The sequence below is a fragment of the Stenotrophomonas maltophilia genome (assembly GCF_001274595.1).
In the GTDB taxonomy this organism is placed as follows: Bacteria; Pseudomonadota; Gammaproteobacteria; order Xanthomonadales; family Xanthomonadaceae; genus Stenotrophomonas; species Stenotrophomonas forensis.
Map to the genome: position 1 here is coordinate 2728844 of NZ_CP011010.1, position 24239 is coordinate 2753082.

The following is a 24239-nucleotide window of genomic DNA, read 5'->3' on the forward strand; positions in this document are numbered from 1 at the left end:
GATTCAGCCTTGCCCCACCGGAACACCCATGGCCGCCGCCACCGCCCTGACGCCGAACGAAGATGCCAACAGCCCGACCCGCCGAACGGTGAGCCGCGAGGATCTGCTGGCTGCCGCGCTGAAGCTGATCGGGCCGCACCGCAGCCTGTCCACGCTGAGCCTGCGTGAAGTGGCCCGCGAGGCGGGCATCGCACCGAACAGCTTCTATCGGCAGTTCCGCGACATGGACGAACTGGCCGTGGCCCTGATCGACGTGGCCGGCCGCTCGCTGCGCACCATCATCGGCGAGGCCCGCCAGCGCGCCACCTCCAGCGCCAGCAGCGTGGTGCGGGTGTCGGTGGAGACCTTCATGGAGCAGCTGCGTGCCGACGACAAGCTGCTGCACGTGCTGCTGCGCGAAGGGGCCGTCGGCTCGGACGATTTCAAGCACGCCGTCGAACGCGAGCTGCACTATTTCGAGGAAGAGCTGCAGCACGACCTGGTGCGCCTGGCCGCCCTCGATGGTGCGGTCCTGCACAAGCCGGAACTGGTCTCGATGGCGATCACGCGCCTGGTGTTCGCGATGGGCGCGTCGGCCATGGACCAGCCTCCGGAAAACGACCCGGAACTGGTCGAGCAGATCTCCACGATGATCCGCATGATCATCGTCGGCGCCCGCACCCCCGCCGCCTTCCGCCGCGGCTGACAAGACGCGAATCGTGCATCGCGGCACATGACCACCGGCAGGGTCGCGGCCTCGGTATGTAATGTTATAACATTTGCATAATCCACCCGGATGCCTGGCGCGCCCAGAATTGCGGCGTCTTCGATATATAGCACTTGCTATATCTATAAGCCGCTGCTTTCATATGCTCCAGCCAGGTCGCCCTCGCCGCCTTTCCTCCCCCAAGGACGACGCCCGCATGCACGTTGCCACCCCGCTCTTCCATCGGCTGCCTCTGGCCGCCGCCATCGCCCTGATCCTGCCGCTGCCTGCACTGGCCGCCTCACCGAAGCCGACCGAACTGGACCGCGTGCAGGTCAAGGTCAGTACCGCCACCCGCAGCGAACGCCTGCTGTCGGACGTGCCGATCCGCACCGAGGTCCTGCGCAAAGAGGACATCGCACTGCGTGCGGCCACCGATTTCTCGCGTGCCGCCGAACTGATCAACGGCCTGCGCGTGGAAAGCAACTGCCAGAACTGCAACACCAGCGAAGTGCAGCTGCTGGGCCTGCCCGGCGCCTACAACCAGCTACTGTTCGATGGCATTCCGCTGCTGTCCACACTCGGCAGCGTGTACGGGCTGGAACAGATTCCGGCCGGCTTCGTCGACCGCATCGAAGTGGTCAAGGGCGGTGGCTCGGCGCTGTACGGCCCGGGCGCAGTGGCCGGTGTGATCAACCTGATCCCGCCGCTGCCGGCACGCAGTGGGGGGCATGTGCAGGCGGGCGTGGATGTATTGAAGGGCACGCCGCAGAAGAACGCTGATGTGCGCCTGGACCTGGTCGCGAAAGATTCCGACGCCGGGCTGTCGGTGATCGCACAGCGCAACTGGAACAGCGGCATCGACTACAACGGCGACGGCTATACCGAGATCACCCGCAAGAACCTCAAGGTCGGCGGGCTGCAGGCCTGGTATGCGCCCACGCCGGGCACGCGGCTGCGCCTGGACCTGCAGGTGACCGACGAAACCCGCCGCGGCGGCAACCGCCTGGACCAGCCCGAATACCTGGCCAACATCGCCGAATCGCTGGATACGAAGTATCGCCGTGGCAGCGTGTCCTGGGATCAGGAAATCAATGCCGACGTCGATTTCCGTCTGGCCTATGCGTTCGCCGACATTGATCGCGACAGCTTCTATGGCGGCCTCGGCGACGTGGTCACCGATCCATCGGCGCCGGGCTATGACCCGTCGCAGCTGGACCCGAACGTGGCCGGCAGTGCCGCCTCGCGTTCGTGGCGCCAGTACGGCCGCACCCACAACCCGCTGCACTACATCGACAGCCAGTTGAACTGGCGACTGGGCGCGCACGCGTTGGCCTTCGGTGTGCAGTACAAGCACGAGGCGCTGCGCGACGACAACCGCAACGGCGCCGGGCAGCGCCTTGCGGTACTGGAGGATGCGACCTTCCACAACCTGGGCGCCTTCATCCAGGACGAGTGGAGCCTGCGTGACAACGTGGACCTTGTACTCGGCGCGCGTGTGGACAAGAGCTCCGAACTGGACAATGCGGTGTTCTCGCCGCGCATCGCGCTGGCCTGGCAGGCCACGCCGAACCTGAAATGGCGCGCCGGCATCGCCACCGGTTTCCGTGCACCGGAAATCTTCGTCGAGGACGTGCACGTGGATACCCTCGGCGGCGAACAGGTGCGCGTGCACAACACCGACGGCCTGAAGGAAGAGCGCGCGTTGACCACGCTGTTCGGCTTTGACTGGCGTTCGGACCCGGCCAACCCGGTCTGGAGCTGGGATGCCACCGCCTCGTATGCGCGCATCCGCGACACCTTCGCACTGGGCGAGATCCAGCGCGCTGATGACGGCCAGCTGAGCCAGCTGCGTTACAACGCCTCCGGCTCCAACGTGCTGGGCGCGGAAACCAATCTCGGCTGGCAACCTTCGCCGCAGTGGCGGCTGACCGCCGGCGCCTCATGGTATCGCTCGCGCTTCCGCGAACCGCAGCGCATCTTCGACGACACCGGCGAGGGCGGCGACACCGTCATCGAGAGCCGCGATTACCTGAAGACACCGCGCTGGACCGGGCTGGCCCAGCTCAGCTGGATGCCGGCCGAGCCGTGGGAAACCTTCGTGGCGCTGCGCCACACCGGCCCGATGTCGGTGCTGAACAACCGGCTGGGCGAACTGCATCGCACCCGCGCATTCCTGGTCACCGATCTCGGTGCACGCTGGCACCGGCATCTGGGCGCGCAGGCTCAGCAGGAAGTGTCGGTGGCGGCAGGCGTCAAGAATGTGTTCGACCAGCGCCAGAAGGACCTGGAAACCGGTGCACTGCGTGACAGCGACTACGTCTACGGGCCGCGCTTTGCGCGCTCGTGGTACGTCAACCTGCGCTATGCGTTCTGATACACTGCGAACACTGTTGCTGGCGGGCGCGCTGCTGCTCGCCGCGCCGGCGATGGCGACGGACCTGCACGCGCAGGTTTCCGCCTCGTTGATGCGTCCCGAGCAGCGATCGCTGCGGCCGATGCAGTGGTCACCGCCGCCGAAACTGGTGGCACTGTATTTCGGTGCCGACTGGTGCGCGCCCTGCCATGCCTTCGTACCGACCCTGCGCAGCGTACGCGATGCCCTGCGCGAAGCCGGCGCCGATACCGAAGTGGTGTACGTCAGCCTGGACGAAAGCGAGGCCGCGTTGCGGCGCTACATGCACGCGCAGGACATGCCGTGGCCGGTGCTCGACCCGCGCCGCGCCAGGCGGATGCCCGCGCTGCAGGCCCTGGCGGGGCTGGGCCCGCCCAATCTTGTGCTGATCGACGCCGATGGCAAGGTGCTTGCCAATGGCTGGCAAGGCCGGCGCTACGAAGGACTGCAGCCGGTGTTGAAGGAATGGACGACGCAGGCGTGCGCGCAACAACAGGCCCGTTGCCCGCCTGATCTGTAGCGTCGAGCCATGCCCGACTCAGCACGCATCGCGCGAAATGCCGGCGGGCATTGCCCGGTGCTTCCGCTACGGCGCCCCGCCCTCGGCCTTGCGCACGAACGCCTCGAACAACGCCAGCGTCTGTTCGCTGACATGGTGCTCGATGCCCTCGGCATCACGGCGCGCGGTATCCGCGTCCACGCCCAGCGCCAACAGGAAACGCTCCACGGTCTGATGGCGCTGGCGGCTGGCCTGCGCCAGCGCCTCGCCTTCCGGGGTCAGGAACACGCCACGGTACGGCCGCTGCACCACCCAGCCGTCACGGGCCAGGCGCCGCAGCATCTTCGCCACCGTCGGCTGGGCCACGCCCAGGCGCGTGGCGATGTCGACCTGGCGGGCCTCGCCGCCGTCGGCCAGCAGGTCCGAGATCAGCTCGACATAGTCCTCCACCAGCTCCATCCGGTGCGCCTCGCGTACCTGCCGGAAGCTCTCGACCTGGCGCTCGGCCTCGATCAAGGGGGTGCTCTTCAGCGATGTCGAATCGTCGGTCTTGCCCACGCCTGCGCCTGTCCTTCCGGTGTACTCCGGTGTTGAACCTGAATTCTGGACCAGTAACGCGATAAAGACGATTGTTTCACATTGCTAATGACTATAGCAGGAGCTATATTCGGACCCATGAACACCCTGGCGCCCCGCGACCCTTCGGCCTCCACTCCGGCCAGCCTGGGCGCGCTCAACGCGTCTGTAGCGGTGCCTGACAAGGGCCATTGGTGGTTCCGCCTGCTGGCCTTCCTCGGCCCGGGCTACATGATCTCGGTCGGCTACATGGACCCGGGCAACTGGGCCACCGATCTGGCCGGCGGCTCGCGCTTCGGCTACCTGCTGCTGTCGGTCATCCTCATTTCCAACCTGATGGCGGTGATCCTGCAGGCGCTGTCGGCGCGGCTCGGCATCGCCACCGGCATGGACCTGGCCCAGGCCTGCCGCGCGCGCTACCCCAAGCCGGTGAACCTGGCGCTATGGGCGCTGTGCGAAGCGGCGATCATTGCCTGCGACCTGGCCGAGGTGATCGGCACCGCGATCGCGCTGAAACTGCTGTTCGACCTGCCACTGCTGTGGGGCGCAGTGATCACCGCGCTGGATACGCTGCTGGTGCTGTTGCTGATGAACCGCGGCTTCCGTGCACTGGAAGCCTTCGTGATCGCGCTGCTGATGGTGATCTTCGCCTGCTTCGTGGTGCAGATCGCAATGGCCGCGCCACCGGTGATGGCGGTACTCGGCGGCTTCATCCCGCGTGCGCAGGTGGTGACCGATCCGCATGCGCTGTACATCGCCATCGGCATCATCGGCGCCACGGTGATGCCACACAACCTGTACCTGCATTCGTCCATCGTGCAGACCCGCGCCTACCCGCGCACCGATGAAGGGCGTCGCAGCGCGTTGCGTTGGGCAGTCACCGACAGCACCATCGCGCTGACCCTCGCGCTGTTCATCAATGCCAGCATCCTGATCCTGGCCGCGGCGGTGTTCCACGCCAACGGCCGCTTTGATGTGGAAGACATCGAGCAGGCGCACCAGTTGCTGGCACCGATGCTGGGCGTGGGCGCGGCGGCCACCCTCTTTGCGATCGCCCTGCTGGCCTCGGGACTGAACTCCACGGTGACCGCCACGCTGGCCGGGCAGATCGTGATGGAAGGCTTCCTGCACCTGCGCCTGCCGCCGTGGCTGCGGCGCTTGATCACCCGGGCGCTGGCGATCATTCCGGTGGTGGTGGTGATCGTGCTGTTCGGCGACCAGGGCGCGGTAAAGCTGCTGGTGCTGAGCCAGGTGGTGCTGTCGATGCAGCTGCCGTTCGCGATCATTCCGCTGGTGCGGATCGTGACCGACAAGGTGACGATGGGCGCGCTGGTGGCACCGCGTTGGCTGGGCAGCATCGCCTGGGTCATCGCGCTGGTGATCGTGGTGTTGAACGTGAAGCTGCTGGTGGATACCTTCGCCGGCCAGTAGATCCACGCCATGCGTGGATGTCTTTGTAGAGTCGAGCCATGCTCGACTCGTCGCGCATCGCGCGAAAGGCAGTCGAGCATGGCTCGACTCTACATAAGCCGGGATCGCGGCCTACAGATACAGCGCGATGGCCGCCTCGATCTGCTGCGGCGATTGGAATCCAGGCAGGCGCTGCCGTTCGTCTCCGTCAAGGAACAGCGACAGCGTCGGCGTCTGCCGCAGCCCCAGTTCCCTGAAGAACGCCTCACCCAGCACCTCCAGCTGCACCCGCAACAGGGTCGTGCCCTGCCCCGCCACACTGTTCGCCACCCGATGCAGCGACATTTCCAGCATCCGGCATCCCGGGCACTGGTCCTTGTGGAAGTCCACCAGCACCCGCGGGTGTTCGGCCAGCAGCTGCTGGAACTGCTCAGGCGTGGTGGCGTCGATGATCTGCATCGGTGTTGCTCCAGTAATGGGCCAGGACCGCATCGGTCCAGGCCTCGATGGCCGCGGCATGGCGCTCGCCATGCGGCATCTGTTCGATCTCCAGCGGCGGGTAGTCGCTGCCGAAATAACGGATCAAGCGGTGCACGGCGCCGCAGTAGTACTCCTGCCCCCACTGTGTCTCGCCGGTTCCGAACACCGCCAGCTGGCGCGGCCGCTCGCCGCGCTCGGCGATGCCGGCCACCCAAGCCTTCATTTCCGCAGGCGTGCGGCCGGCGTTGTCGGTCCAGCAGCCCAGCAGCACCAGGTCGGCCTCGTCGGCCGCCAAGGGCGGCGCCTGGCGCAGGTCATCCGCCTCCTGCCAGTGCACAGCGTGGCCCGCAGCGCGGCAGCGCCCGGCAATCTGCCGGCCAAGCTCGCGGGTGTTGCCACTCAGCGAGGCCACCACCACCAGGATCCTCAGCGCCGCGCCGGGCTCAGAGGTCGTCGAAGCCGTTGTCGACGTTGGTCTTCTTGTAACTTGCATTGCGCATCTCGAAGAAGTCGGTCTTGGTCTCGGTGAAGTTGTCGGCGTAGGCCTTGATCCACGGCATCACGTTGTCGGTGGTGTCGCTGTACAGGCGCTCGATGCCGAGCATGCCGGCCATCTTGTTGGCCCGGTACTTCACGTAGCGCGTCATCTCCTCCATATCGATGCCGTCGATGCCATCCAGCACTTCCGACGACCACTGGGTCTCCAGCTCGATGGCATGCTCGAACGCCTGGTGCACATAGGCGGTCAGTTCGTTGGTCTGCAGCTCCGGGTTCTCGCCGATGATGGCGCGGATCAGCTCGCTGATGAACTTGGTGTGGGCCAGCTCGTCGCGGTTGATGAAGCTGATGATCTTGCCGGTGCCGGTCATGCGGTTCTGCCGCACCATGTTGTAGAAGTACGCGAAACCGGAATAGAAATTGATGCCTTCCAGGATCGAGGACTGGATCAGCGACTTCAGCAGCGTCTCGGCGGTCTTCTCGCGCATGAAGTCGTCATACGCGCCCATGATGGGCGCATTGCGCTTGATGATGGTCGGATGGGTGCGCGCCAGCTCGAACACGCGGTTCTGGTTCGGCAGGTCGGTGATCGAGGCCAGCACATAGCTGTAGCTCTCGTTGTGGATCACCTCCTGCTGGCCGATGATCGCCGCGTTGGCATGCGCGGCCGGATCGGTGATGTACTCGGCCACGTTGTAGATGAAGCGGGTCTGCGGCGAATCCAGCGTGGCGAGCAGGCCGATGATCGAGTCGTAGGCATTCTTCTCGCGCCCGGACAGCTCGCCGTACTGGCGCGCGTCGGCCTTCATGTCGACTTCGTCGGGGATCCAGAAGTTGGTCGACAGTTCCTTGTAGGCCCGATAGAACGACGGATACGGAATGTCGTTCCAGTTCAGGATGCCACTGGTGCGTCCGTTGATGATCCCCGTGCTGCGGTTGGGATGACGCGGTTCGAGGATCTTGATGCGGTCGAGGGGGGTTGCCATGGTTTTCTGCCTTCGTTCTATTTCTACCGTGTTGCCGGCCAGCGGCCGGCACTACCATTGGTCAGCTCGCGCACCACTCGCATTCGCTGATGTCGATGTCGTTGGAGCGCACGTAGTAGGTGGTCTTCAGGCCTTCGCGCCACGCGCTCAGGTGCAGCTCCAGCAGCGTGCTGGCGCGGATCGTGCTTGGCACGTACAGGTTGAAGCTGATCGACTGGTCCACGTGGCGCTGGCGGCGCGCGTTCTGGCGCACGCTGGCGAACTGGTCGACCTTGTAGGCGCCCTTCTCGTAGTACGGCCAGGTCTCCAGCGACAGGCCGGGTGCGGCCACCGGCCGCCGGAAATCCTTCTTTTCCTCGTAGTAGAACGCGCTGTAGATCGGATCGATCGATGCGGTGGAACCGGCAATCTGCGCGGTGCTCATGTTCGGCGCCACCGCCAGCAGCCAGCCGTTGCGCAGGCCGTGCGTGGCGACCTCGCGGGCCAGGCTGTCCCAGTCCGCGCCGCTGTAGTCGCGGTCACTGAAGTAGCGTCCGTTGTGCCAGTCGCTGCCGGCGAACATCGGGTAGCTGCCCTTCTCCTTGGCCAGCTGCGCGCTGGCCTGGATGGTCAGGAAGTTGATGCGCTCGTACAGGCGGTCGGCCAGCTGTTCGGAATCCGGCGATTCCCACTGGATCGCCTGCTGCGCCAGAAGGTGGTGCCAGCCGAAGGTGCCCAGGCCAATGGCGCGGTACTTGCGGTTGGTGATCGTGGCCTGCGGCACCGGCAACGCGTTGAGGTCGATCACGTTGTCGAGCATGCGCACCTGGATCGGGATCAGGCGCTCCAGCACGTCGGTGGCCAGCAGGTCATCCGGCGCACTGATCGCACGGCCGAGGTTGATCGAGGACAGGTTGCAGACCACGAAGTCGCCCGCGCGGCGGGTGGTGACGATCTGGTCACCGCTGACGATCTCCTGGATCATCCGCGTCGGGCTCATGTTCTGCAGGATCTCGGTGCACAGGTTGCTGGAATAGACCATGCCCGCGTGCTTGTTCGGGTTCTTGCGGTTGACCTCGTCGCGGTAGAACAGGAACGGGTTGCCGGTCTCCAGCTGGCTGAGCATGATCCGCTTGAACAGGTCGATCGCCTTCACCGTGCGGCGGCTGATGCGCTCGTCGGCCACCAGCTCGGCATAGCGGTCGCGGAAGCTGCCCGAGCCGCGCTTCTCATCGTAGAAGTCCTGCAGGTACCAGCCCTTGGCGCTCTTCACTTCGTGCGGGTCGAACAGGTACCAGTCGGCGCGACGTTCGACCGCTTCCATGAACAGGTCGGGCACGCACACCGAGGTGAACACATCGTGCGCGCGCAGGCGCTGGTCACCATTGTTCAGGCGAAGATCGAGGAAAGCCTCGATATCGCGGTGCCAGATGTCCAGGTACACCGCCACCGCGCCCTTGCGCTGGCCGAGCTGGTCGACCGAGACCGCGGTGTTGTTGAGCTGCTTGATCCACGGCACCACGCCGCCGGAGGAATTGGGCACGCCACGGATCGGTGCGCCACTGCTGCGCACGTAGCCCAGGTAGGCGCCCACACCACCACCATGCTTGGACACGCGGGCGATATCGGTGTTGGAGTCATAGATGCCCTGCAGGCTGTCGTCGACCGTGTCGATGAAGCAGCTGGACAGCTGGCCACCGACCTTGCCGGCGTTGGCCAGGGTCGGCGTGGCCACCGTCATGTACAGGTTCGACAGCGCCCAGTAAGCCTCGCCGACCAGCTGCATGCGCCGCTCCCGCGGCTTCTCTTCCTGCATCAGGTACAGCGCGATGGTCAGCCAGCGCTCCTGCGGCAGTTCATAGACCTCGCGGCTGCGGTCGCTGGCCAGGTAGCGCGTGGCCAGCAGGTACAGGCCGTTGTAGGCAAACAGGCGATCGCGTTCCGGCTCGATCATCTCGCCGGCCTGCTGCAGCTCTTCCTTGGAATAGCAGCGCAGGATGTCGTTGCTGTAGATGCCACGGTCGGCGAGGCTTTCCTGCAGGCCCACGTACGAGCCGTACTTCAGGCTGACGTCATAGAAGCGATTGCGGCTGGCGCGCTTGTACAGGCGGCGCAGGTAGATGCGTGCGGCGAACTGCTCCCACTCCGGTGCGACCAGATCCACGCGCGATTCGGCCTCGCGGATCAGCAGGTCGACCAGGTCATCGGCACTGAGGCTCGGCTTGCGCTCGACCATCGCCTGCACCACGCGGCGATAGTCGCTTACATCCAGCTGCGGGAACTCCGCGTGCACGGTATCGATGCTGCGCTGCAGGCGCTCGGCGTCGAACGGCAGGCGACGGTTGCCGGCCTCCTTGGTGATCCAGGTCGGCACGCGCTCGCCGCCAGCGCGCAAAGCGTCGCCGGCGCCGGCCAGATCGGCCGCGCGGTAGGTGTTGTCGGTCATGGTCCTGCGTCTCCAGGCTCGCACGCACAGCGGCGTCGATGCCGTGGCAGCCCTGCACGCGATACCGGCGCACGGGGCGATCGGGGTGGGATGCCAACGCACGGGATCATCAGGTCGTCGGCAAGAGCCTGCGCCTGCGGCCGGTATCCGGGCCGTGGGGGCGACCTGTGTCCGCGCGATGGCGGCCGCGTCGACACGGCAAGCCTTCAGGGGCGGGCCGCGGGACGTTTGCTGCATGTCCGGCGGCGGCGGCTGACCGGGAGTGACGGCCACAACATAGTGGGGATATTCCGAGCCGTCAACACAAGATGAGGTAATCACGACATGACGCGACGATCCGTCGCAGGATGCCGTGTTGCAGCGGCGGCGCCTTGTCGACCGCGCCCTCGTCCCCAGTTCGATACAACCTCCACTTTCCCCGGAACACCGCCCATGCGCGCTGCCCAGTACGCTTCCTTCGCCGACCCGGCCGACGTCCTTGCCGTTGCCGATGTGGCCCTGCCCGAACCCGGCCCCGGCGAGGTGCGCATCCGTACCGTGCTGGCCTCGATCCACAACCACGACCTGCTGACCGTGCGTGGCCTGTATGGCTACAAGCCGACCCTGCCGGCCATCGCTGGTAGTGAGGCACTGGGCGTGGTCGATGCGCTTGGCGAAGGGGTCGAGGGCCTGCAGATCGGCCAGCGCGTGGCCGCCGCCTCGGTGCACGGCACCTGGGCCGAAGCGTTCATCGCACCGGCGCGCATGGTGATTCCGATGCCGGACGCCATCGCCGACGAGATGGCCGCACAGCTGATCGCGATGCCGCTGAGCGCGCTGATGCTGCTGGAGTTCCTGCACGTCGAGCCGGGCCAGTGGATCGTGCAGAACACCGCCAACGGGGCCGTCGGCAAGTCGCTGGCGATGCTGGCGCGGGCGCGCGGCGTGCACGTGACCAACCTGGTGCGCAACGCCGACGCGGTGGCGCAGCTGCAGGCACTCGGCATCGATCACGTGTTCGATACCTCGGTGGACGGCTGGAAGGATCGCGTGCGCGCAGCAACGGGCGAAGCACAGGCAGCGGCGGCGGTCGATTCCATCGGCGGCGACGCCAGCGGCGACCTGGTCGACCTGCTTGGCCACCACGGCACCCTGGTCTCGTTCGGCGTGATGAGCGGCCAGCCGATGCACATCCCCGCCGGTGGCCTGATCTACAAGGAGGCCACGGTGAAGGGCTTCTGGGGCAGCAAGGTGAGCCAGGCGATGGCGGTGGAGGACAAGCGGCGGCTGGTCGGCGAACTGCTGAAGCGCGCCGCCGGCGGCGAACTGACCCTGCCGGTGGAGCGGGTCTTCGCATTGGATGACATTGCCCAGGCAGCGAAGGCCGCGGGTGGCTCGGGTCGCAGCGGCAAGGTGCTGCTGCGGCCTTGATGGGCTGCCATTGCCTTCTGTAGAGCCGAGCCATGCTCGGCTGCTTTCCGGTCAGTGTGCGGACCAACGGCCCGCACCCACCGAGTCATTTCGTTAAGAACCTGTGATGTATAACTGAATGCGCTTTCGTCATTGGAAGGCGCATGTAGCTGCGTGCGGTACTGGAGGCTCCTCCCCCGTTCGGCGTTGTCGCTTCCATGTACCGCACTACCCTGAACCTGCTTGCCGGCGCCATCGCGCTGGGCCTTTCCGCCGGCGCTGCCGGCGCCGCTGAAACCGCCGATACCGGCAAGGACAGCACCACCCTGGGCGCCGTGCTGGTGACCGGCTCCAACATCAAGCGCAGCGATACCGCCGGGCCCAACCCGGTGCAGATCGTGAGCCGCGAACAGATCGAACAGACCGGCCGCTCCACCCTCACCGACGTGCTGCGCAACCTGTCGGCCAATGCCGGCAACAGCTTCGACGAGCAGTACACCGGCAGTTTCGCCGCCGGCTCGGCCTCGATCGGCCTGCGTGGCCTGTCGCCGAAGAACACGCTGGTGCTGGTCAACGGCTACCGCGTGTCCAACTTCGGTTTCGCGCTCAACACGCAGGACACCTTCGTCGACCTCAACGCGCTGCCGATCAGCGCGGTCGAACGCATCGAAGTGCTGAAGGACGGTGCCTCGGCGGTGTACGGTTCCGATGCCATCGCCGGCGTCATCAACATCATCCTGCGAAAGAACTTCCAGGGCGTGGAGGTCGGCGGCGGTTTCGGTACTGCTACCCAGGGCGGCTTGAACGAACGCAAGGCCAACCTGCTGGCCGGCTTCGGTGACCTCGAACAGCAGGGCTGGAACGTGCTGTTCGGGCTGGACCTGCTCAAGCGAGATCGCCTCGACGCCGATCAGCGCGCCTACACCCGCAGCGGCGATTTCCGCGACAAGCCCGGTGGCCGCCTGGCCGGCTGGTCCACTGCCGGTGGCAACTGGCTGTCCAACCCACGCGCACCGCAGCCATTCGCCAACTGCCCCGATGGCAGCCAGTTGCGGCCGTACAGCGATTTCGGCAGCACCCTGCCCGGCCAGGCCTGCGCCTTCAATGCACAACCGTTCAAGACGCTGCAGCCCGGCGCCGAGCGCCTGCAGGCGTCGTTGAGTGCGACCTACCGCTTCAACGACAGCGTCGAAGCGTTCGCCGACGTGCTGTACAGCCACAACAAGGCCGACCAGATCTTCAGTGCGCCGCTCACCGTCGGCCCCGGCCTGCGCGCCTACAACCCGGCCACCGGTACCCTGATCGACGTGTCGGCAGCGCTGCCGGTCGGCCACCCGAACAACCCGGGCAACTCGCCGTTGCCATTCGAGTACACCTTCTTCGACCTCGGCCCGCGCCTGAAGGACAACACCCAGGTGTTCTACCGTGCACTGGCCGGCGTGCGTGGTAGTGGCGAACGCTGGGACTGGGAGGTGGCGGCGCTGACCTCGCAGAGCGCGCAGCGCGAATACGTCGACAACTTCGTCAACCGCTACGCGTTCGAGCAGATCCTGCGCGATGGCAGCTACAACTTCCTCAATCCGTCCAGCACGCCGGGCGCGCTCGATGCCCTGCGCCTGCAGACCAAGCGCCCCGGCTGGTACAAGCTGCACGCGTTGAATGTGAAGGCCTCGACCTCGCTGTGGGAGCTGCCGGCCGGTACGGTCGGCTTCGCCTGGGGCGCCGAATTCCGCAAGGAATCGCTGGATGCGCGTACCAGCGCGCAGGTGCTGTCGGGCACCGAACTGCGCCCGGCCATCAACGTGGTCAACGGCGAGCGCCAGGTCAGCGCCGCATACGCCGAACTGAGCGTGCCGTTGCACCGCACGCTGGAACTGCAGCTTGCCGGCCGCGGCGACCGCTATGACGACTTCGGCAAGGCGTTCTCGCCGAAGGTCGCGCTGCGCTGGCAGCCGCTGGACAGCCTGTTGCTGCGCGGTTCGTTCTCGCGCGGCTTCCGCGCGCCGTCGCTGCCGGAGATCGCGCCGGGCCAGACCGTCAGCTACGGCTCGGTGATCGATCCGTTCGACCCACTGCAACCGGGTGGCAGCCGCGGCGTGACCAACATCCGCACCGGCAACCCGGACCTGAAGGCCGAGCGCTCGCGCAATTTCAACGTGGGTGCGGTGTGGTCGCCGGATGGCGATACCAGCATCGGCCTGGACTGGTACCGCATCGAACAGGACAACCTGGTCAAGCCTGACAGTGCGCAGTTCATCGTCGACAACCCGACCCTGTTCCCGGGCCGCGTACAACGCGAGAACGGACGCATCCAGTTCATCACCAACCAGTACGCCAACCAGGGCGAACTGACCACCTCGGGGCTGGACCTCGACGCCAGCCGCACCTTCCGCACCGACGGTTGGGGCAACTTCACCCTCGCCGGCAGCTGGACCCACCTGCTCAGCTTCAAGCAGCCGCTGGTGGCCGGCCAGGCGCCCTATGACGGGGCCGGCAACAACCGCCACGGCGCACTGCCGCGCACCCGCGGCACCACGTCGTTGAACTGGGCGGTCGGCGACTGGAGCAGCACGCTGAGCCTGCAGTACGTGAGTGGCTACGACCAGCGTGTGGCGACGGCCACCAGCAATCCGGGGCTGCGCGACCGCATCAAGCCGTATCACCAATTGGATCTGTACGTGGCGTACGAAGGCATTGCCAACACCACGCTGTCGCTGTCGGTGCTGAACCTGACCGACAAGGACCCGCCGTTCGACCCGGCTGGCGGCTCCAGCGGCTTCGACATCAGCCAGTACAACCTGCGCGGGCAGTTCGTCTCGCTGGGGGCGCGCTACCGGTTCTGATGCGGCTCTACAAGGGTGTGCGGACCAACGGTCCGCACCCACCACAGCGGTCGTGCATCAACGGCTCAGGTGCAGGAACTGCAGGTGCCGTTCGTACTGGCTGATGATGTCGTTGATGATCTGCTTGCGGCTGTAGCCGACCAGGTCGTAGTCCTGGCTGCCCTCGAACAGATGCAACTCGGCGCGGTAGTAGCGCTGGTTGCGCAGCTGCTGCGCGGCGAACGACGGCGTCAGGTAGCCACTCAGGATCACCCGGTACAGGAAGTCCTGCTGCTCGCCGTGATTCACCGTCAACTCCATGTCGCCGGCCTCGAATCGCGTGGCCACATCCCAGCCCTGCCCGCGCAGCTGCTCGGCCACCGCCTCCATCGCTGGCTTCACGGTGTCGTCCATGAAGCGGTAGACCTGGTCGCGCACCGGGAAGTGCATGGCCTGGCTCAGGCGCTGGCGCCAGCCCTGGTGGTGGCGATCGTCACCGATCAGCGGCGAGGGACGGTACTGCAGCGCGCGCTTGCGATGCGATTCGTCACTGAAGGCGCGGGTCAGGCCCCACATCATCATCAGCAGCACCGCCGAGAACGGCAGCGAGGCCAGCACCACCGCCGATTTCAGCGCATCGATGCTGCCGGCCAGCAACAATCCGGCGGTCAGCACCGCGATCACCGTGCCCCAGAACACACGCAGCCAGCGCGGGCCGTCATCCTCCGGCGCACCGCCGTGCGAGGACAACGTGGACAGCACCACCGCGCCGGAGTCAGCCGATGTCACGAAGAAAATGAAACTGACGAACACCGTCACCGCGATCACTGCCTTGCTCCACGGATAGCCGTCCAGCAGCGCGTACAGCACGGTGGGTGGATCATCCACCGCCAGTTGCGCCAGTTGCTGCTGGCCATGGTGCAGCACCTGGTCCAGCGCGCTGTTGCCGAAGATCGACAGCCACGCCAGGGTGAAACCGAGCGGTATCAGCAGCACGCCAAACACGAATTCGCGGATGGTGCGGCCACGCGAGATGCGCGCGATGAACAGGCCGACGAACGGCGCCCAGCCGATCCACCAGGCCCAGTAGAACACCGTCCAGCCGCCCAGCCATTCTGGTCGGCCGCCATAGGCATACACGTCGAAGCTCTTGCCGACCACGCTGCCCAGGTAGTCGCCCAGGTTCTGCATCAAGGTGCTGAGCAGGTATTGCGTGGGGCCGGCGCACACCATGAACAGCACCAGCGCGATCGCCAGCAGCATGTTGATGTTGGCCATCCAGCGCACGCCCTTCTCCACGCCTGAAACGGCCACGGCCACCGCCGCGCCCATCATGCTGACCACCAGGATGATCTGCACCAGGTTGGAGTGCGGGATGTTGAACAGGTGCGACAGGCCAGCGTTGAGGTGCAGCACGCCGAAGCCCATGTCGGCGCCGATGCCGAACACGGTGGCGACAATGCCCAGCGCGTCCACGGTGTAGCCGATCGGGCCATTGATGCGCTTGCCGATCAGCGGGTACAGCGCCGAACGCAGCGCCAGCGGCAGGTTGTGGCGGTAGGCGAAGTAGGCCATCGCCATCGCAGCGAGTGCGAACACGCCCCAGCCATGCAGGCCCCAGTGCAGGAACAGCAACTGCATGGCCTGGCGCGCGCCGGCCTCGCCCGCCGCCGGGTCGCCCTGCGGCGGTTGCAGGTAGTGGGTCAGCGGTTCGGATACGCAGAAGAAGAACAGGGTGATGCTGATGCCGGCGGCGAACAGCATGCCGGCCCAGGACAGATAGCTGAACTCCGGCTCGTCATGGTCGGCACCGAGCTTGATGCCACCGTACTTGGACAGCGCCACGCCGACCACGAACACCAGGTACAGGGTCATCGCCAGCAGGTAGTACCAGCCGACATTGAGTGCGGCCCAGTCCTGTGCCTTGACCAGAAGGCGGCCGGCACCGAGCGGGAACAGGCTGACAAACAGCGCGAACGCCACGACAACGATCGCCGCGAAGGCGAACACAGGCCGAAGGGTGCGCACCGGGGATTGTTGCGGCTCCAGGACTTCCATGGGGCGGCGTTCTCCGGCAGATCAAAGGATTAGCCGACCGATTCTGGCTGAACCGCAGTGGACAGAGCATGAAGTCGCGGCCGCGGGTCACGGCCTGCGCGCGCGCTTTCGTGCTATCACGCGCGCGCCGCCGTGCCTGCCTTGCATCACGACATCACATGCACCGCGCACAGCTTGTTGCCGTCTGGATCGCGCAGGTAGGCCAGGAACAACTGGCGTCCGGCCATGTTGCGGATGCCGGCCGGATCTTCGATGGCGGTGCCGCCATGGGCCACGCCGGCGTCCTGCCAGCCGCGCACGGCCTCGGCACTGTCCAGGGTGAAGCCGATGGTGCCGCCGTTGGCATGGCACGCCGGCTCACCGTCGATGGGGGCGGTGACGATGAACATCCGGCCGTCCTTGAAGTACACCAGGCGACCCTTGTCGTCGAACACCCCCGGGCGCGCACCGAGGGCGGTGAACAGGGCCTCATAGAAGCGGTGCGCGGCCTCCATGTCGTTCGTTCCAACAGTGATGTGGCTGAACATGCGGACACTCCTTGTGGAAAACCGCAGTGTCGGCGAGCGCAGGGGCGCATCGCAAATCCCCCCTCCTCGCGCCCTGGCTGCACAAGGTTTGTCGAGTGACGCACGATCATTCTATAATGGGAATCATTCTCATTAATGATCAATGCCGATGGCCGTGCCCGCCGCCTCCAGCACTGCGCTGGCGGGGTTCTACCGCGAACACCATGGTTGGCTGCTGGGCTGGCTGCGCCGCCGCACCCACAACGCCGATTGCGCTGCCGACCTGACCCAGGACACCTTCCTGCGCCTGCTCAGCCGTCGCGTCGATCCGGCCGAGCTGCGCCTGCCGCGTGCCTACCTCAGCACCATCGCGCACGCGCTGCTGGTCAACCACTGGCAGCGCGCCGACCTGGAGCGTGCCTATCTGGCCGCGCTGGCCGCGCAACCGGAGCCGGTGCACCCGTCTGCGGAGGAACGCACGCAGGCATTGCAGCTGCTGCATGCCATCGCCGACATGCTGTCCGGCCTGGCCGAGCGACCGCGGCGCGCCTTCCTGCTGGCACGGCTGTCCGGACTCGGCTATGCGGAGATCGGCCAGCAGCTGGGCGTGTCCGAGCGGATGGTCAAGAAGTACATGGCGCAGGCGATGCTGCATTGCCTGCGCTTGTCCGGCGACGCCACGGCATGAGCAGCGCGCTCGCCAGCCCGGCGCTGGAACAGGCCGCGGAGTGGTTCGCGCTGCGCCAGCAGGGCTGGAGTGACGGCGACCAGCAGCGCTGGCGCGCATGGCTGCACGCCGATGCCGGCCACGCCGATGCCTGGCAGCGGGTCGAGTCGGTCTGGCAGTCGTTCGCGCCGTTGTCGGCTCCCGCGGCAGCGAGGGCGCTGGATGCTGCTGGCCGTCGCCGCCGGCAGGCACTGCGCGGCCTCGGCGGCGCCCTCGGCCTTGGCGCCTTCTCGTTGCTCGGCCTGCACGCCGTGCAGCTGCAGCGCGGCCTGCAGACGCAGCGCACCGCCGCCGGACACACAGGCCACTGGACCCTGGCCGATGGCAGCCGGCTGTGGCTCAACGCCGACAGTGAAGTGTCGATCGACATCGGCAACGGCCGCCGCAACCTGCACCTGCTGCGCGGCGAACTGCTGCTGCAGACCGGGCATCTACCCGCATTTGCCCATCTGCCGCTGTCGGTGCATGTACCGGGCGCGCGCCTGCAGCCGATCGGCACCCGCTTCGCGGTCGGCCGTGAGCCGCAGGGCAGTCGCCTGGATGTGTTCGAGGGCGCGGTGCGCTGCCTGCCGCTGTTCGGCGCGGCGCAGGACGTACCCGCAGGCGGGGCGATGCGGATCGGTCCAATGGGCGGACTGACGACGGTCGATGCGGATCCGCTGCGTGGCGACTGGCAGGATGGCCGACTGCAGGTGCAGGACGTGCCCCTGATCCGCGTCATCGACGAGCTCGCCCGCCACCATCGCGGTTACCTCGGGTGTGATCCGGCGCTCGCCGCATTGAACGTCACCGCCGTACTGCCACGCCTGGACAGCCTGCAGGCCCTGCAACTGTTGGTCCGGGCCCTGCCGATCCGCATCGAGCAGCGCTGGCCGTGGTGGACCGTCATGCGTCCGCATTGAAACAGCGGTTCCCTTTCTGCGCCCTCACCGGGCCTAGCAAGGGAACCCATTGCGGATATTGCCGCCCCCATGAAACTGCCCTGCCCCTCCCCTCGCCCGCTGGCCATCGCGCTGTGCCTGGCCCTGACCACCCCGTGCCTGTTGCCGGCCGCCGCCCATGCACAGGACACCAAAGCATCCGTGCGCTGGCAAATCCCGGCGGGTGCGCTCGACCAGGCCCTGACCGCGTTCGGCCAGCAGTCCGGCCTGTCCATCGCCGCCGATGCGCGCCTGACCCGGGGTCGCCACAGCAACGGCGTACAGGCCACGCTCGACGCCGATGCCGCATTGGCACAGCTGCTGGCCGGTACCGGCCTGACCTTCCAGCGTGATGCCAGCGGTGTGGTGCTGCAGGCGGCACCCAACGCTGAAGCAGGAGTGCGCCAGATCGGCACCCTGCGCGTGGCTGGCCAGGCCAGCGAAGGCGCTTCGCCGTGGGGCCTGGCCGACGCCGATGCGGTCTACCGTGACAGCGGCTCGCGCGTGCACCTGGACCGCCAGCAGCTGGAACGCTTCCGCGGCCAGTCGATCGGCGATGTGCTGGCCGGTGCGGTCGGCGTGCATACCGCTGACGTCCGCAATGGCGGCGCGCTGGACGTCAACATCCGCGGCCTGCAGGGCCAGAACCGGGTGCCGGTGATCATCGACGGCGGCCAGCAGGCCATCGACGTGTACCGCGGCTATGCCGGCGTGCAGCAGCGCAGCTACCTCGATCCGGACCTGATCAGCGCGGTCAGCATCGAGAAGGGACCGAGCCTGGCCGCCAATGCCGCCAGCGCGATCGGCGGCGTGGTCTACATGGAAACGCTGAACGTCGATGACATCCTCGACGATGGGCAGGACTGGGGCCTGCGCGTGCGCGGCGGCGTGGCCGACAACAGTATCGACCGCACGCGCGTGTTCAAGCAGGTAGCGCGTGGCAGCGACAACCGCAACAGCCTGCGCGACCCGCGTGACTGGAATGGCAGCGTGGCCTTCGCCCAGCGCGGCGAAGACTGGCAGCTGGTGGCCGCCTATGCACGTCGCCGCCAGGGCAACTACTTTGCCGGCAGCAACGGCGCGCACCGCTACGACGACCAGCACCTGTCCAGCGGCGGCACCGGCATGTCCAGCCAGGCGGTGTCCAAGCTCTTTCATCCAGGCGATGAGGTACTCAACACGCATACCGACAACGAATCGGCACTGCTGAAATTCACCTGGACACCCGACCCCGACCAGCGCCTGGAGCTGAGCCACCGCTTCTTCAACTCCAGCTTCGGCGAGATCATGCCGTCGGCGATCGGCCGCGTGGGCGAGTCCAACGAATGGGTGACCTACGTGGACAAGGCCAACACCATGTTCCAGTTCGAGCCGGGGAAGATGCGGGTCAACGCCACCTCGCTGCGCCACCGCTACCGGCCCGAGGCACACCCGTGGCTGGACCTGAGCAGTACCCTGTGGTTCACCGCCGCCACCAGCCGCATGTTCAACAGCAACATCGCCAACACGCCGCTGTTCAAGAACTATCCGGGCGACGCCATGCCCGACACGCTGGGCGAGACCTACGGCCCGGGCCTGCAGTCGGACGTGAAGACCCAGCGCTGGGGCGTGGACAGCAGCAACACCACCCGCTTCAGCAACGATCTGGGTGAGTGGACGCTGCGCTACGGTGCCGCCTTCCAGCATGAGGACACCGCGCCGAATTCACCGGTGCTGCCGGTGGACTACAACAACAACCGCTACCTGCGCTCGGGCACGCGCCGCGAAGCCAGCGTCGTCGCCTCGCTGCAGTGGCAGCCGTGGGACTGGCTGTCGCTGACCGCGGGCGGCCGCTTCATCGACTACCGCACCCGTGACCGCAACCGCGTGGCCTTCGTCAGCGAATCGCGCGACCTGCGCTACACCTTCGCCCGCCTGAGCAAGGGCGGCCAGCTGCTGCCGGGCTGGTACAAGGAGTGGTACCCGGACGCACAGGGCAACTACACGTATGACTCGCTGCGCGCCACGCCCTATGGCGACAGCACGCTGGGCCAGGCCTACGACTTCGATGGCTTCATTCCCGATCCGCGCGGTGCCAACGGCTTCTACACCAAGCAGATTCCCACCGCGTGGGGCTACAAGCCGGCGATCCGCCGCTCCGGCCATGGCTTCGCGCCGTATGCCGAGGCCCGCTTCAACCTCGATGCGGACATGTTCTTCTACGTGAAGTACGCGCAGGGCTGGAAGATGCCCAGCCTGTTCGAATCGACGCTGGGCAACAGCACCTCGGCGCCAGTGGCCGACCTGAAGCCGGAAAAGAACCGCTCCTGGGACATCGGCTTCAGCCTGCTCAAGCAGGACCTCTGGCGTGACGGCGACCGCCTGGCGTTCAAGGTGGCCTGGTTCAAGAACGATATCGACAACGCGATCACCCGCCGCTTCGATTCCAGCACCTGGGCGTTCTACGTCGACAACGTCGACAACTACACGGTGTCCGGCTACGAGCTGCAGTCGGGCTATGACGCCGGCATTGCCTACCTGGACCTGTCGGCCAGCTACTACCAGCGCGCACGCACCTGCGATGCGGCCACCGCCAAGCGCCTGCGCGAAGACCCGTATGCCAAGTGGAGCAAGCTGGATACCACGCCGGACTGCGTGGACGGCGGCTTCGGTACCTCGTTCGTCAACGCGCAGAACCCGCCGAAGTACTCGATCCACAGCACGCTGGGCTTCCGCCTGTTCGACCGCCGCCTGGATACCGGCATTCGCCGCACCTACAACAGTGGCCCCACCCATGAACTGGACAAGCCCTGGAACACGACCGGTTCGACCGGCCTGCAGAACATCTACCTGCCCACCGCGATCTATGACTTCTACGCGCGCTGGCAGTTCACCCCGAAAGCCGAGGTGGAACTGGTGGTCAGCAACCTGCGCGACACCTACTACATGGACACGCTGGCGATGAGCCTGATGCCGGGCCCGGGCCGCACCACGCGGCTGAACTTCACCGCACGCTTCTGAGCCCTGCGGATACGACAGCGCCCCGGGGAGATCCTCCCCGGGGCGCTTGCCTGCGCGACTCACGCTCCGGCAGGTGCCGGCGACTCAGCACTGGCAGGTGCCAACCTTGGTTGGCACAGCGGCGCATTACTTCGCGGTACTGAGCAGCAGCACCGCGAACGTGACCAGCGCGATGCCGACCCAACCGATCGGACGCAGGCGGTTGCCGAACAGCAGGCGGCCGCAGGTAGCGGTACCGATCACACCGATCGCACCCCACATCGCATAGGCGGTGGCCAGGTCCATGTAGCGCACCGCCTGGCCCAGCAGGGCGAAGGCGATCCAGACCATGACGATCGCCGCAACACCCCAGCGCCAGCGGCGGAAGCCTTCCGACTTGGCCATCATCATGTTGGCGGCGACGTCGATCAAGGCCGAACAGATCACGAAAAACAGGGCCAGGGTGTTCATCAGTGCGCCTCCCCGAGGGTGACGCAGACGATGCCGACCACCGCCAGCACCAGGCCGGCCAGCTGCTGCAATGACAGGCTCTCGCCGAACACGGTGACGCCGACCACGGTCAGCAGGGTCAGGCCGAGGCCTTCCCACACCGCATAGGCCACGCCGACCGCGATGCGACGCACCGAGAGCGCCAGGAAGTAATAGGACAGCGCCAGCGCGCCAGCCATGACCAGGTAACCGGTCCAGCCGCCATCACGGGCGGCATGGGCCATGAACGAGGTACCGACCACTTCGGCGACGATCGCCACGGTCAGGCAGGCCCAAGCGACCAGCGCGCCACGGGCGGGAACAGTGCGGGACATGTGAAACTCCTTGCAGGGCGGGGACCGCGCCCCGCCATCAGTAGATCCACGCCATGCGTGGATGATCCGGAACGCCCCACAGACAGGGGCGACGACCGGCAGTATCATCGTCTTTTACGGTGGGATCAAAATGGATTCCATCGACAAGAGCGATGGATCAATGCCCTACTCTCCTGAATCCCTGCAGGCCTTCGTCGAAGCCGCAGCGCTCGGCTCGTTCTCGGCGGCAGCGCGCCGGCTGCGCAAGACCCAGTCGACGGTCAGCACCGCCATCGCCCACCTCGAAGCCGACCTGGGCGTGAGCCTGTTCGACCGCAGTGGGCGCTACCCACAGCTGACCGAAGCCGGCCGACAGGTGCTCGGGCATGCCCAGGAGATCCTCGCCGCCGATGTGCGCCTTCAGCAGTTGAGCGTGCGCCTGGCCGCACCGGTCGAAGCGCGCCTGACCGTGGTGTTCTCCGATGTCTACCAGCTTGATCCGGAGCTGCGGGTCCTGCAACGGTTTGCGGAGGCGTTCCCGGAAATCGAGCTGGAATGGCTGGATGCCGAAGGTGAGGACGTGCTGGAAGTTGTATGCAGCGGCAGGGCCGGCCTGGGCCTGCTGCCCAGGCAGGAACGCTATCCCGATGAACTGGTGGCCCGACCGCTGGCCCACCACAGCGAACTATCGATCTATGTGGCGCGCGACCATCCGCTGGCCGACGCCGGCCGCCGCGCGGCAGCCCAGCTGGCCCGGTACCGGCAGGTGCGATTGAGCGCCGAGGTCGAACATGCACGTGCAGCCACCGGGCTGGCGTGGACCGCCACCGACTACCTGATGGTGATGGAGATGACCGAGGACGGCATCGGCTGGGCCGAACTGCCACGCGCGCTGGTACAGCGCTATGACCGTGGGCAGCTGGTGGAACTGACCCTGCCCGGCTGGCCACGGCGTATCCACAGCGACCTGCTGTGGCGCCGCGACACGCCGCCGGGTCCGGCCGCCCTGTGGTGGGTCGACGCGTTGGGGTGAACCGAAAAAGGGGACGGAGGGAATTAAGTCGTTTGTGCCACAAACGACTTAATTCCCTCCGTCCCCTTTTTCGTCAACGATGGGCGAGTGCGTAGTCCAGGGCCGAGCACACGGCGGCCACCTGTGCGTCGTTGCACTGCTGCGGCGTAGCGCGCGGGCTGTCCGGGTAGACCTCGGTGGTGGTGGTGTACTTCGCACCGGTGATGCCCGCGCACAGCGCCAGCTTCTCCAGCGGGTACTCGATCACGCCATGGGCGACCACCGGCGAACCGATGATTTCGCCCTTGTCGTCGGCCGGGGCGATGTGGGTGACCTTCTCCACCGCGGCGATCACCGCCTGCTGGAACGCCGGCTGCGGGTTCGCGGTGTCGTCGACCAGGTAGAAGCCATCCGGGATCAGGCCCGGCTCGAACGGCTTGCCATCACGCGCCGCCAGGGCCGGGCGGAACTCGCTCTCGTCGCTGTCGGTGGTTTCATGCAGATCGATGTGCAGCACGAACTGGCCCTGGTAGGGCGCGATCAGTTCGATCACGGCAGTCGACTCGCGGGCCGGGCCATCGGCGCGGAAATTGCGGTTGGGGTCGACCGCATCGAAGTTCCAGCGGTTGATGCGCTCAAAGCCCCACGGGTTCACGCACGGTGCCACCAGCAGGTTGGCCTTGCCGGCATAGTCGGCGGCGTGCTTCTCGAGGAACTCCAGCGCACCCATCACGCCGCTGGTCTCATAGCCGTGCACGCCACCGGTGACCAGCGCCGCCGGCAGGGCCGGATTCCAGTCACGGCTGCGCAGGGCAAACAGGGTGTAGATCTCACCCGCGTAGTCGAGCTGGCCATAAGCCACCTTGTCGAAGCGCGAGGCCAGTGCCTCGATGCGCGGCAACACCTCCTGGTCATAGCGACGCAGGCGCTGCTGGCGGCCACGCCACTGGTCCCGTTCCGCCGCTCCCCACGGCTGGCCAGGGGTTCCGACGGGGTAGAAAGCGGCTTGGGACATGGCGGATCTCAGCGAGTCAGGAAGCAATCCATCACTCTACCACCCGGTCATCGG

20 protein-coding genes are annotated in these 24239 nt (G+C 66.5%); 10 read left to right on the forward strand and 10 right to left on the reverse strand.

What is annotated here, in order from left to right; translation table 11 throughout:
* Positions 1 to 28: 28 nt before the first annotated feature.
* The 3 genes from fabR to VN11_RS12530 all read left to right on the forward strand — a co-directional run bounded on the left by fabR (position 29) and on the right by VN11_RS12530 (position 3600).
* Positions 29 to 685, forward strand: coding sequence for an HTH-type transcriptional repressor FabR (gene fabR, locus VN11_RS12520; RefSeq protein WP_053449970.1), 657 nt, complete (start codon positions 29 to 31; stop codon positions 683 to 685).
* Positions 686 to 902: 217 nt separating this feature from the next.
* Positions 903 to 3062 carry a TonB-dependent receptor plug domain-containing protein gene (locus VN11_RS12525; RefSeq protein WP_053449971.1) on the forward strand — a complete coding sequence of 720 codons (2160 nt, stop codon included), beginning with the start codon at positions 903 to 905 and terminating at the stop codon, positions 3060 to 3062.
* On the forward strand, positions 3052 to 3600 hold the full coding sequence (locus tag VN11_RS12530; RefSeq protein WP_053449972.1) for a thioredoxin-like domain-containing protein: 549 nt from the start codon (positions 3052 to 3054) through the stop codon (positions 3598 to 3600). Before VN11_RS12525 ends, VN11_RS12530 begins: the two co-directional genes overlap by 11 nt.
* A 66-nt stretch (positions 3601 to 3666) precedes the next feature.
* Here the strand turns inward: VN11_RS12530 and mntR are convergent, their stop codons facing one another.
* Positions 3667 to 4137 carry a manganese-binding transcriptional regulator MntR gene (gene mntR / locus VN11_RS12535; protein WP_049457402.1) on the reverse strand — a complete coding sequence of 157 codons (471 nt, stop codon included), beginning with the start codon at positions 4135 to 4137 and terminating at the stop codon, positions 3667 to 3669.
* 117 nt (positions 4138 to 4254) lie between these two features.
* Between mntR and VN11_RS12540 the strand changes: the two genes are divergently transcribed.
* Positions 4255 to 5586 (forward strand): Nramp family divalent metal transporter, encoded by a 1332-nt coding sequence (locus VN11_RS12540; RefSeq protein ID WP_053449973.1) that lies wholly within the window; start codon positions 4255 to 4257, stop codon positions 5584 to 5586.
* A gap of 111 nt (positions 5587 to 5697) precedes the next feature.
* Here the strand turns inward: VN11_RS12540 and VN11_RS12545 are convergent, their stop codons facing one another.
* From VN11_RS12545 to VN11_RS12560, 4 genes are all read right to left on the reverse strand, one after another.
* Complete coding sequence (locus VN11_RS12545) at positions 5698 to 6024, reverse strand: thioredoxin family protein (RefSeq protein WP_053449974.1); 327 nt, start codon at positions 6022 to 6024, stop codon at positions 5698 to 5700.
* Complete coding sequence (locus tag VN11_RS12550; protein ID WP_080374929.1) at positions 5996 to 6463, reverse strand: flavodoxin; 468 nt, start codon at positions 6461 to 6463, stop codon at positions 5996 to 5998. The genes VN11_RS12545 and VN11_RS12550 overlap by 29 nt, the downstream gene beginning before the upstream one ends.
* 25 nt (positions 6464 to 6488) lie before the next feature.
* Positions 6489 to 7529 (reverse strand): ribonucleotide-diphosphate reductase subunit beta, encoded by a 1041-nt coding sequence (locus tag VN11_RS12555; protein WP_053449975.1) that lies wholly within the window; start codon positions 7527 to 7529, stop codon positions 6489 to 6491.
* A 61-nt stretch (positions 7530 to 7590) separates the two neighbouring features.
* A complete protein-coding gene (locus VN11_RS12560) occupies positions 7591 to 9954 on the reverse strand; it encodes a ribonucleoside-diphosphate reductase subunit alpha (RefSeq protein ID WP_053449976.1) in 2364 nt (787 codons plus the stop codon).
* A 432-nt stretch (positions 9955 to 10386) separates the two neighbouring features.
* Here VN11_RS12560 and VN11_RS12565 point away from each other — a divergent pair, with 432 nt between their 5' ends.
* Both VN11_RS12565 and VN11_RS12570 read left to right on the forward strand, forming a co-directional pair.
* Entirely contained in the window at positions 10387 to 11364 is a 978-nt protein-coding gene (locus VN11_RS12565) for a zinc-binding dehydrogenase (protein ID WP_053449977.1), read from the forward strand.
* Between the two features lie 197 nt (positions 11365 to 11561).
* Positions 11562 to 14186: a TonB-dependent receptor gene (locus tag VN11_RS12570; RefSeq protein WP_053449978.1), complete on the forward strand. Its 2625-nt coding sequence runs from the start codon at positions 11562 to 11564 to the stop codon at positions 14184 to 14186.
* A gap of 57 nt (positions 14187 to 14243) precedes the next feature.
* On the opposite strand, the gene betT is transcribed toward VN11_RS12570, so the two are convergent.
* Positions 14244 to 16223: a choline BCCT transporter BetT gene (betT, locus tag VN11_RS12575; protein ID WP_053449979.1), complete on the reverse strand. Its 1980-nt coding sequence runs from the start codon at positions 16221 to 16223 to the stop codon at positions 14244 to 14246.
* A gap of 146 nt (positions 16224 to 16369) precedes the next feature.
* A complete protein-coding gene (locus VN11_RS12580) occupies positions 16370 to 16750 on the reverse strand; it encodes a VOC family protein (RefSeq protein WP_006450259.1) in 381 nt (126 codons plus the stop codon).
* 148 nt (positions 16751 to 16898) lie between these two features.
* On the opposite strand from VN11_RS12580, the gene VN11_RS12585 reads away from it, so the two are divergent.
* From VN11_RS12585 to VN11_RS12595, 3 genes are all read left to right on the forward strand, one after another.
* Positions 16899 to 17417, forward strand: a complete 519-nt coding sequence (locus VN11_RS12585) for a sigma-70 family RNA polymerase sigma factor (protein WP_008264921.1) — start codon at positions 16899 to 16901, stop codon at positions 17415 to 17417.
* Complete coding sequence (locus VN11_RS12590) at positions 17414 to 18358, forward strand: FecR family protein (protein WP_053449980.1); 945 nt, start codon at positions 17414 to 17416, stop codon at positions 18356 to 18358. The genes VN11_RS12585 and VN11_RS12590 overlap by 4 nt, the downstream gene beginning before the upstream one ends.
* A gap of 69 nt (positions 18359 to 18427) precedes the next feature.
* Complete coding sequence (locus VN11_RS12595) at positions 18428 to 21376, forward strand: TonB-dependent receptor domain-containing protein (protein WP_053449981.1); 2949 nt, start codon at positions 18428 to 18430, stop codon at positions 21374 to 21376.
* A gap of 126 nt (positions 21377 to 21502) precedes the next feature.
* Here the strand turns inward: VN11_RS12595 and VN11_RS12600 are convergent, their stop codons facing one another.
* Positions 21503 to 21826: a DMT family transporter gene (locus tag VN11_RS12600; RefSeq protein WP_053449982.1), complete on the reverse strand. Its 324-nt coding sequence runs from the start codon at positions 21824 to 21826 to the stop codon at positions 21503 to 21505.
* Positions 21826 to 22179, reverse strand: a complete 354-nt coding sequence (locus VN11_RS12605) for an SMR family transporter (protein WP_053449983.1) — start codon at positions 22177 to 22179, stop codon at positions 21826 to 21828. Before VN11_RS12605 ends, VN11_RS12600 begins: the two co-directional genes overlap by 1 nt.
* Positions 22180 to 22339: 160 nt before the next feature.
* Between VN11_RS12605 and VN11_RS12610 the strand changes: the two genes are divergently transcribed.
* Positions 22340 to 23191 (forward strand): LysR family transcriptional regulator, encoded by an 852-nt coding sequence (locus tag VN11_RS12610; protein ID WP_053449984.1) that lies wholly within the window; start codon positions 22340 to 22342, stop codon positions 23189 to 23191.
* Between the two features lie 73 nt (positions 23192 to 23264).
* Here VN11_RS12610 and VN11_RS12615 read toward each other — a convergent pair whose 3' ends face one another.
* On the reverse strand, positions 23265 to 24185 hold the full coding sequence (locus tag VN11_RS12615; protein ID WP_053449985.1) for a M14 family metallopeptidase: 921 nt from the start codon (positions 24183 to 24185) through the stop codon (positions 23265 to 23267).
* Positions 24186 to 24239: the final 54 nt, after the last annotated feature.

Coding starts and splice junctions, on each gene's coding strand:
- fabR (WP_053449970.1), top strand. CDS start 29: ATGGCCGCCGCCACCGCCCTGACGCCGAACGAAGATGCCAACAGCCCG.
- VN11_RS12525 (WP_053449971.1), top strand. CDS start 903: ATGCACGTTGCCACCCCGCTCTTCCATCGGCTGCCTCTGGCCGCCGCC.
- VN11_RS12530 (WP_053449972.1), top strand. CDS start 3,052: ATGCGTTCTGATACACTGCGAACACTGTTGCTGGCGGGCGCGCTGCTG.
- VN11_RS12540 (WP_053449973.1), top strand. CDS start 4,255: ATGAACACCCTGGCGCCCCGCGACCCTTCGGCCTCCACTCCGGCCAGC.
- VN11_RS12545 (WP_053449974.1), bottom strand. CDS start 6,024: ATGCAGATCATCGACGCCACCACGCCTGAGCAGTTCCAGCAGCTGCTG.
- VN11_RS12555 (WP_053449975.1), bottom strand. CDS start 7,529: ATGGCAACCCCCCTCGACCGCATCAAGATCCTCGAACCGCGTCATCCC.
- VN11_RS12560 (WP_053449976.1), bottom strand. CDS start 9,954: ATGACCGACAACACCTACCGCGCGGCCGATCTGGCCGGCGCCGGCGAC.
- VN11_RS12565 (WP_053449977.1), top strand. CDS start 10,387: ATGCGCGCTGCCCAGTACGCTTCCTTCGCCGACCCGGCCGACGTCCTT.
- VN11_RS12570 (WP_053449978.1), top strand. CDS start 11,562: ATGTACCGCACTACCCTGAACCTGCTTGCCGGCGCCATCGCGCTGGGC.
- betT (WP_053449979.1), bottom strand. CDS start 16,223: ATGGAAGTCCTGGAGCCGCAACAATCCCCGGTGCGCACCCTTCGGCCT.
- VN11_RS12580 (WP_006450259.1), bottom strand. CDS start 16,750: ATGTTCAGCCACATCACTGTTGGAACGAACGACATGGAGGCCGCGCAC.
- VN11_RS12585 (WP_008264921.1), top strand. CDS start 16,899: ATGGCCGTGCCCGCCGCCTCCAGCACTGCGCTGGCGGGGTTCTACCGC.
- VN11_RS12590 (WP_053449980.1), top strand. CDS start 17,414: ATGAGCAGCGCGCTCGCCAGCCCGGCGCTGGAACAGGCCGCGGAGTGG.
- VN11_RS12595 (WP_053449981.1), top strand. CDS start 18,428: ATGAAACTGCCCTGCCCCTCCCCTCGCCCGCTGGCCATCGCGCTGTGC.
- VN11_RS12600 (WP_053449982.1), bottom strand. CDS start 21,826: ATGAACACCCTGGCCCTGTTTTTCGTGATCTGTTCGGCCTTGATCGAC.
- VN11_RS12605 (WP_053449983.1), bottom strand. CDS start 22,179: ATGTCCCGCACTGTTCCCGCCCGTGGCGCGCTGGTCGCTTGGGCCTGC.
- VN11_RS12610 (WP_053449984.1), top strand. CDS start 22,340: ATGCCCTACTCTCCTGAATCCCTGCAGGCCTTCGTCGAAGCCGCAGCG.
- VN11_RS12615 (WP_053449985.1), bottom strand. CDS start 24,185: ATGTCCCAAGCCGCTTTCTACCCCGTCGGAACCCCTGGCCAGCCGTGG.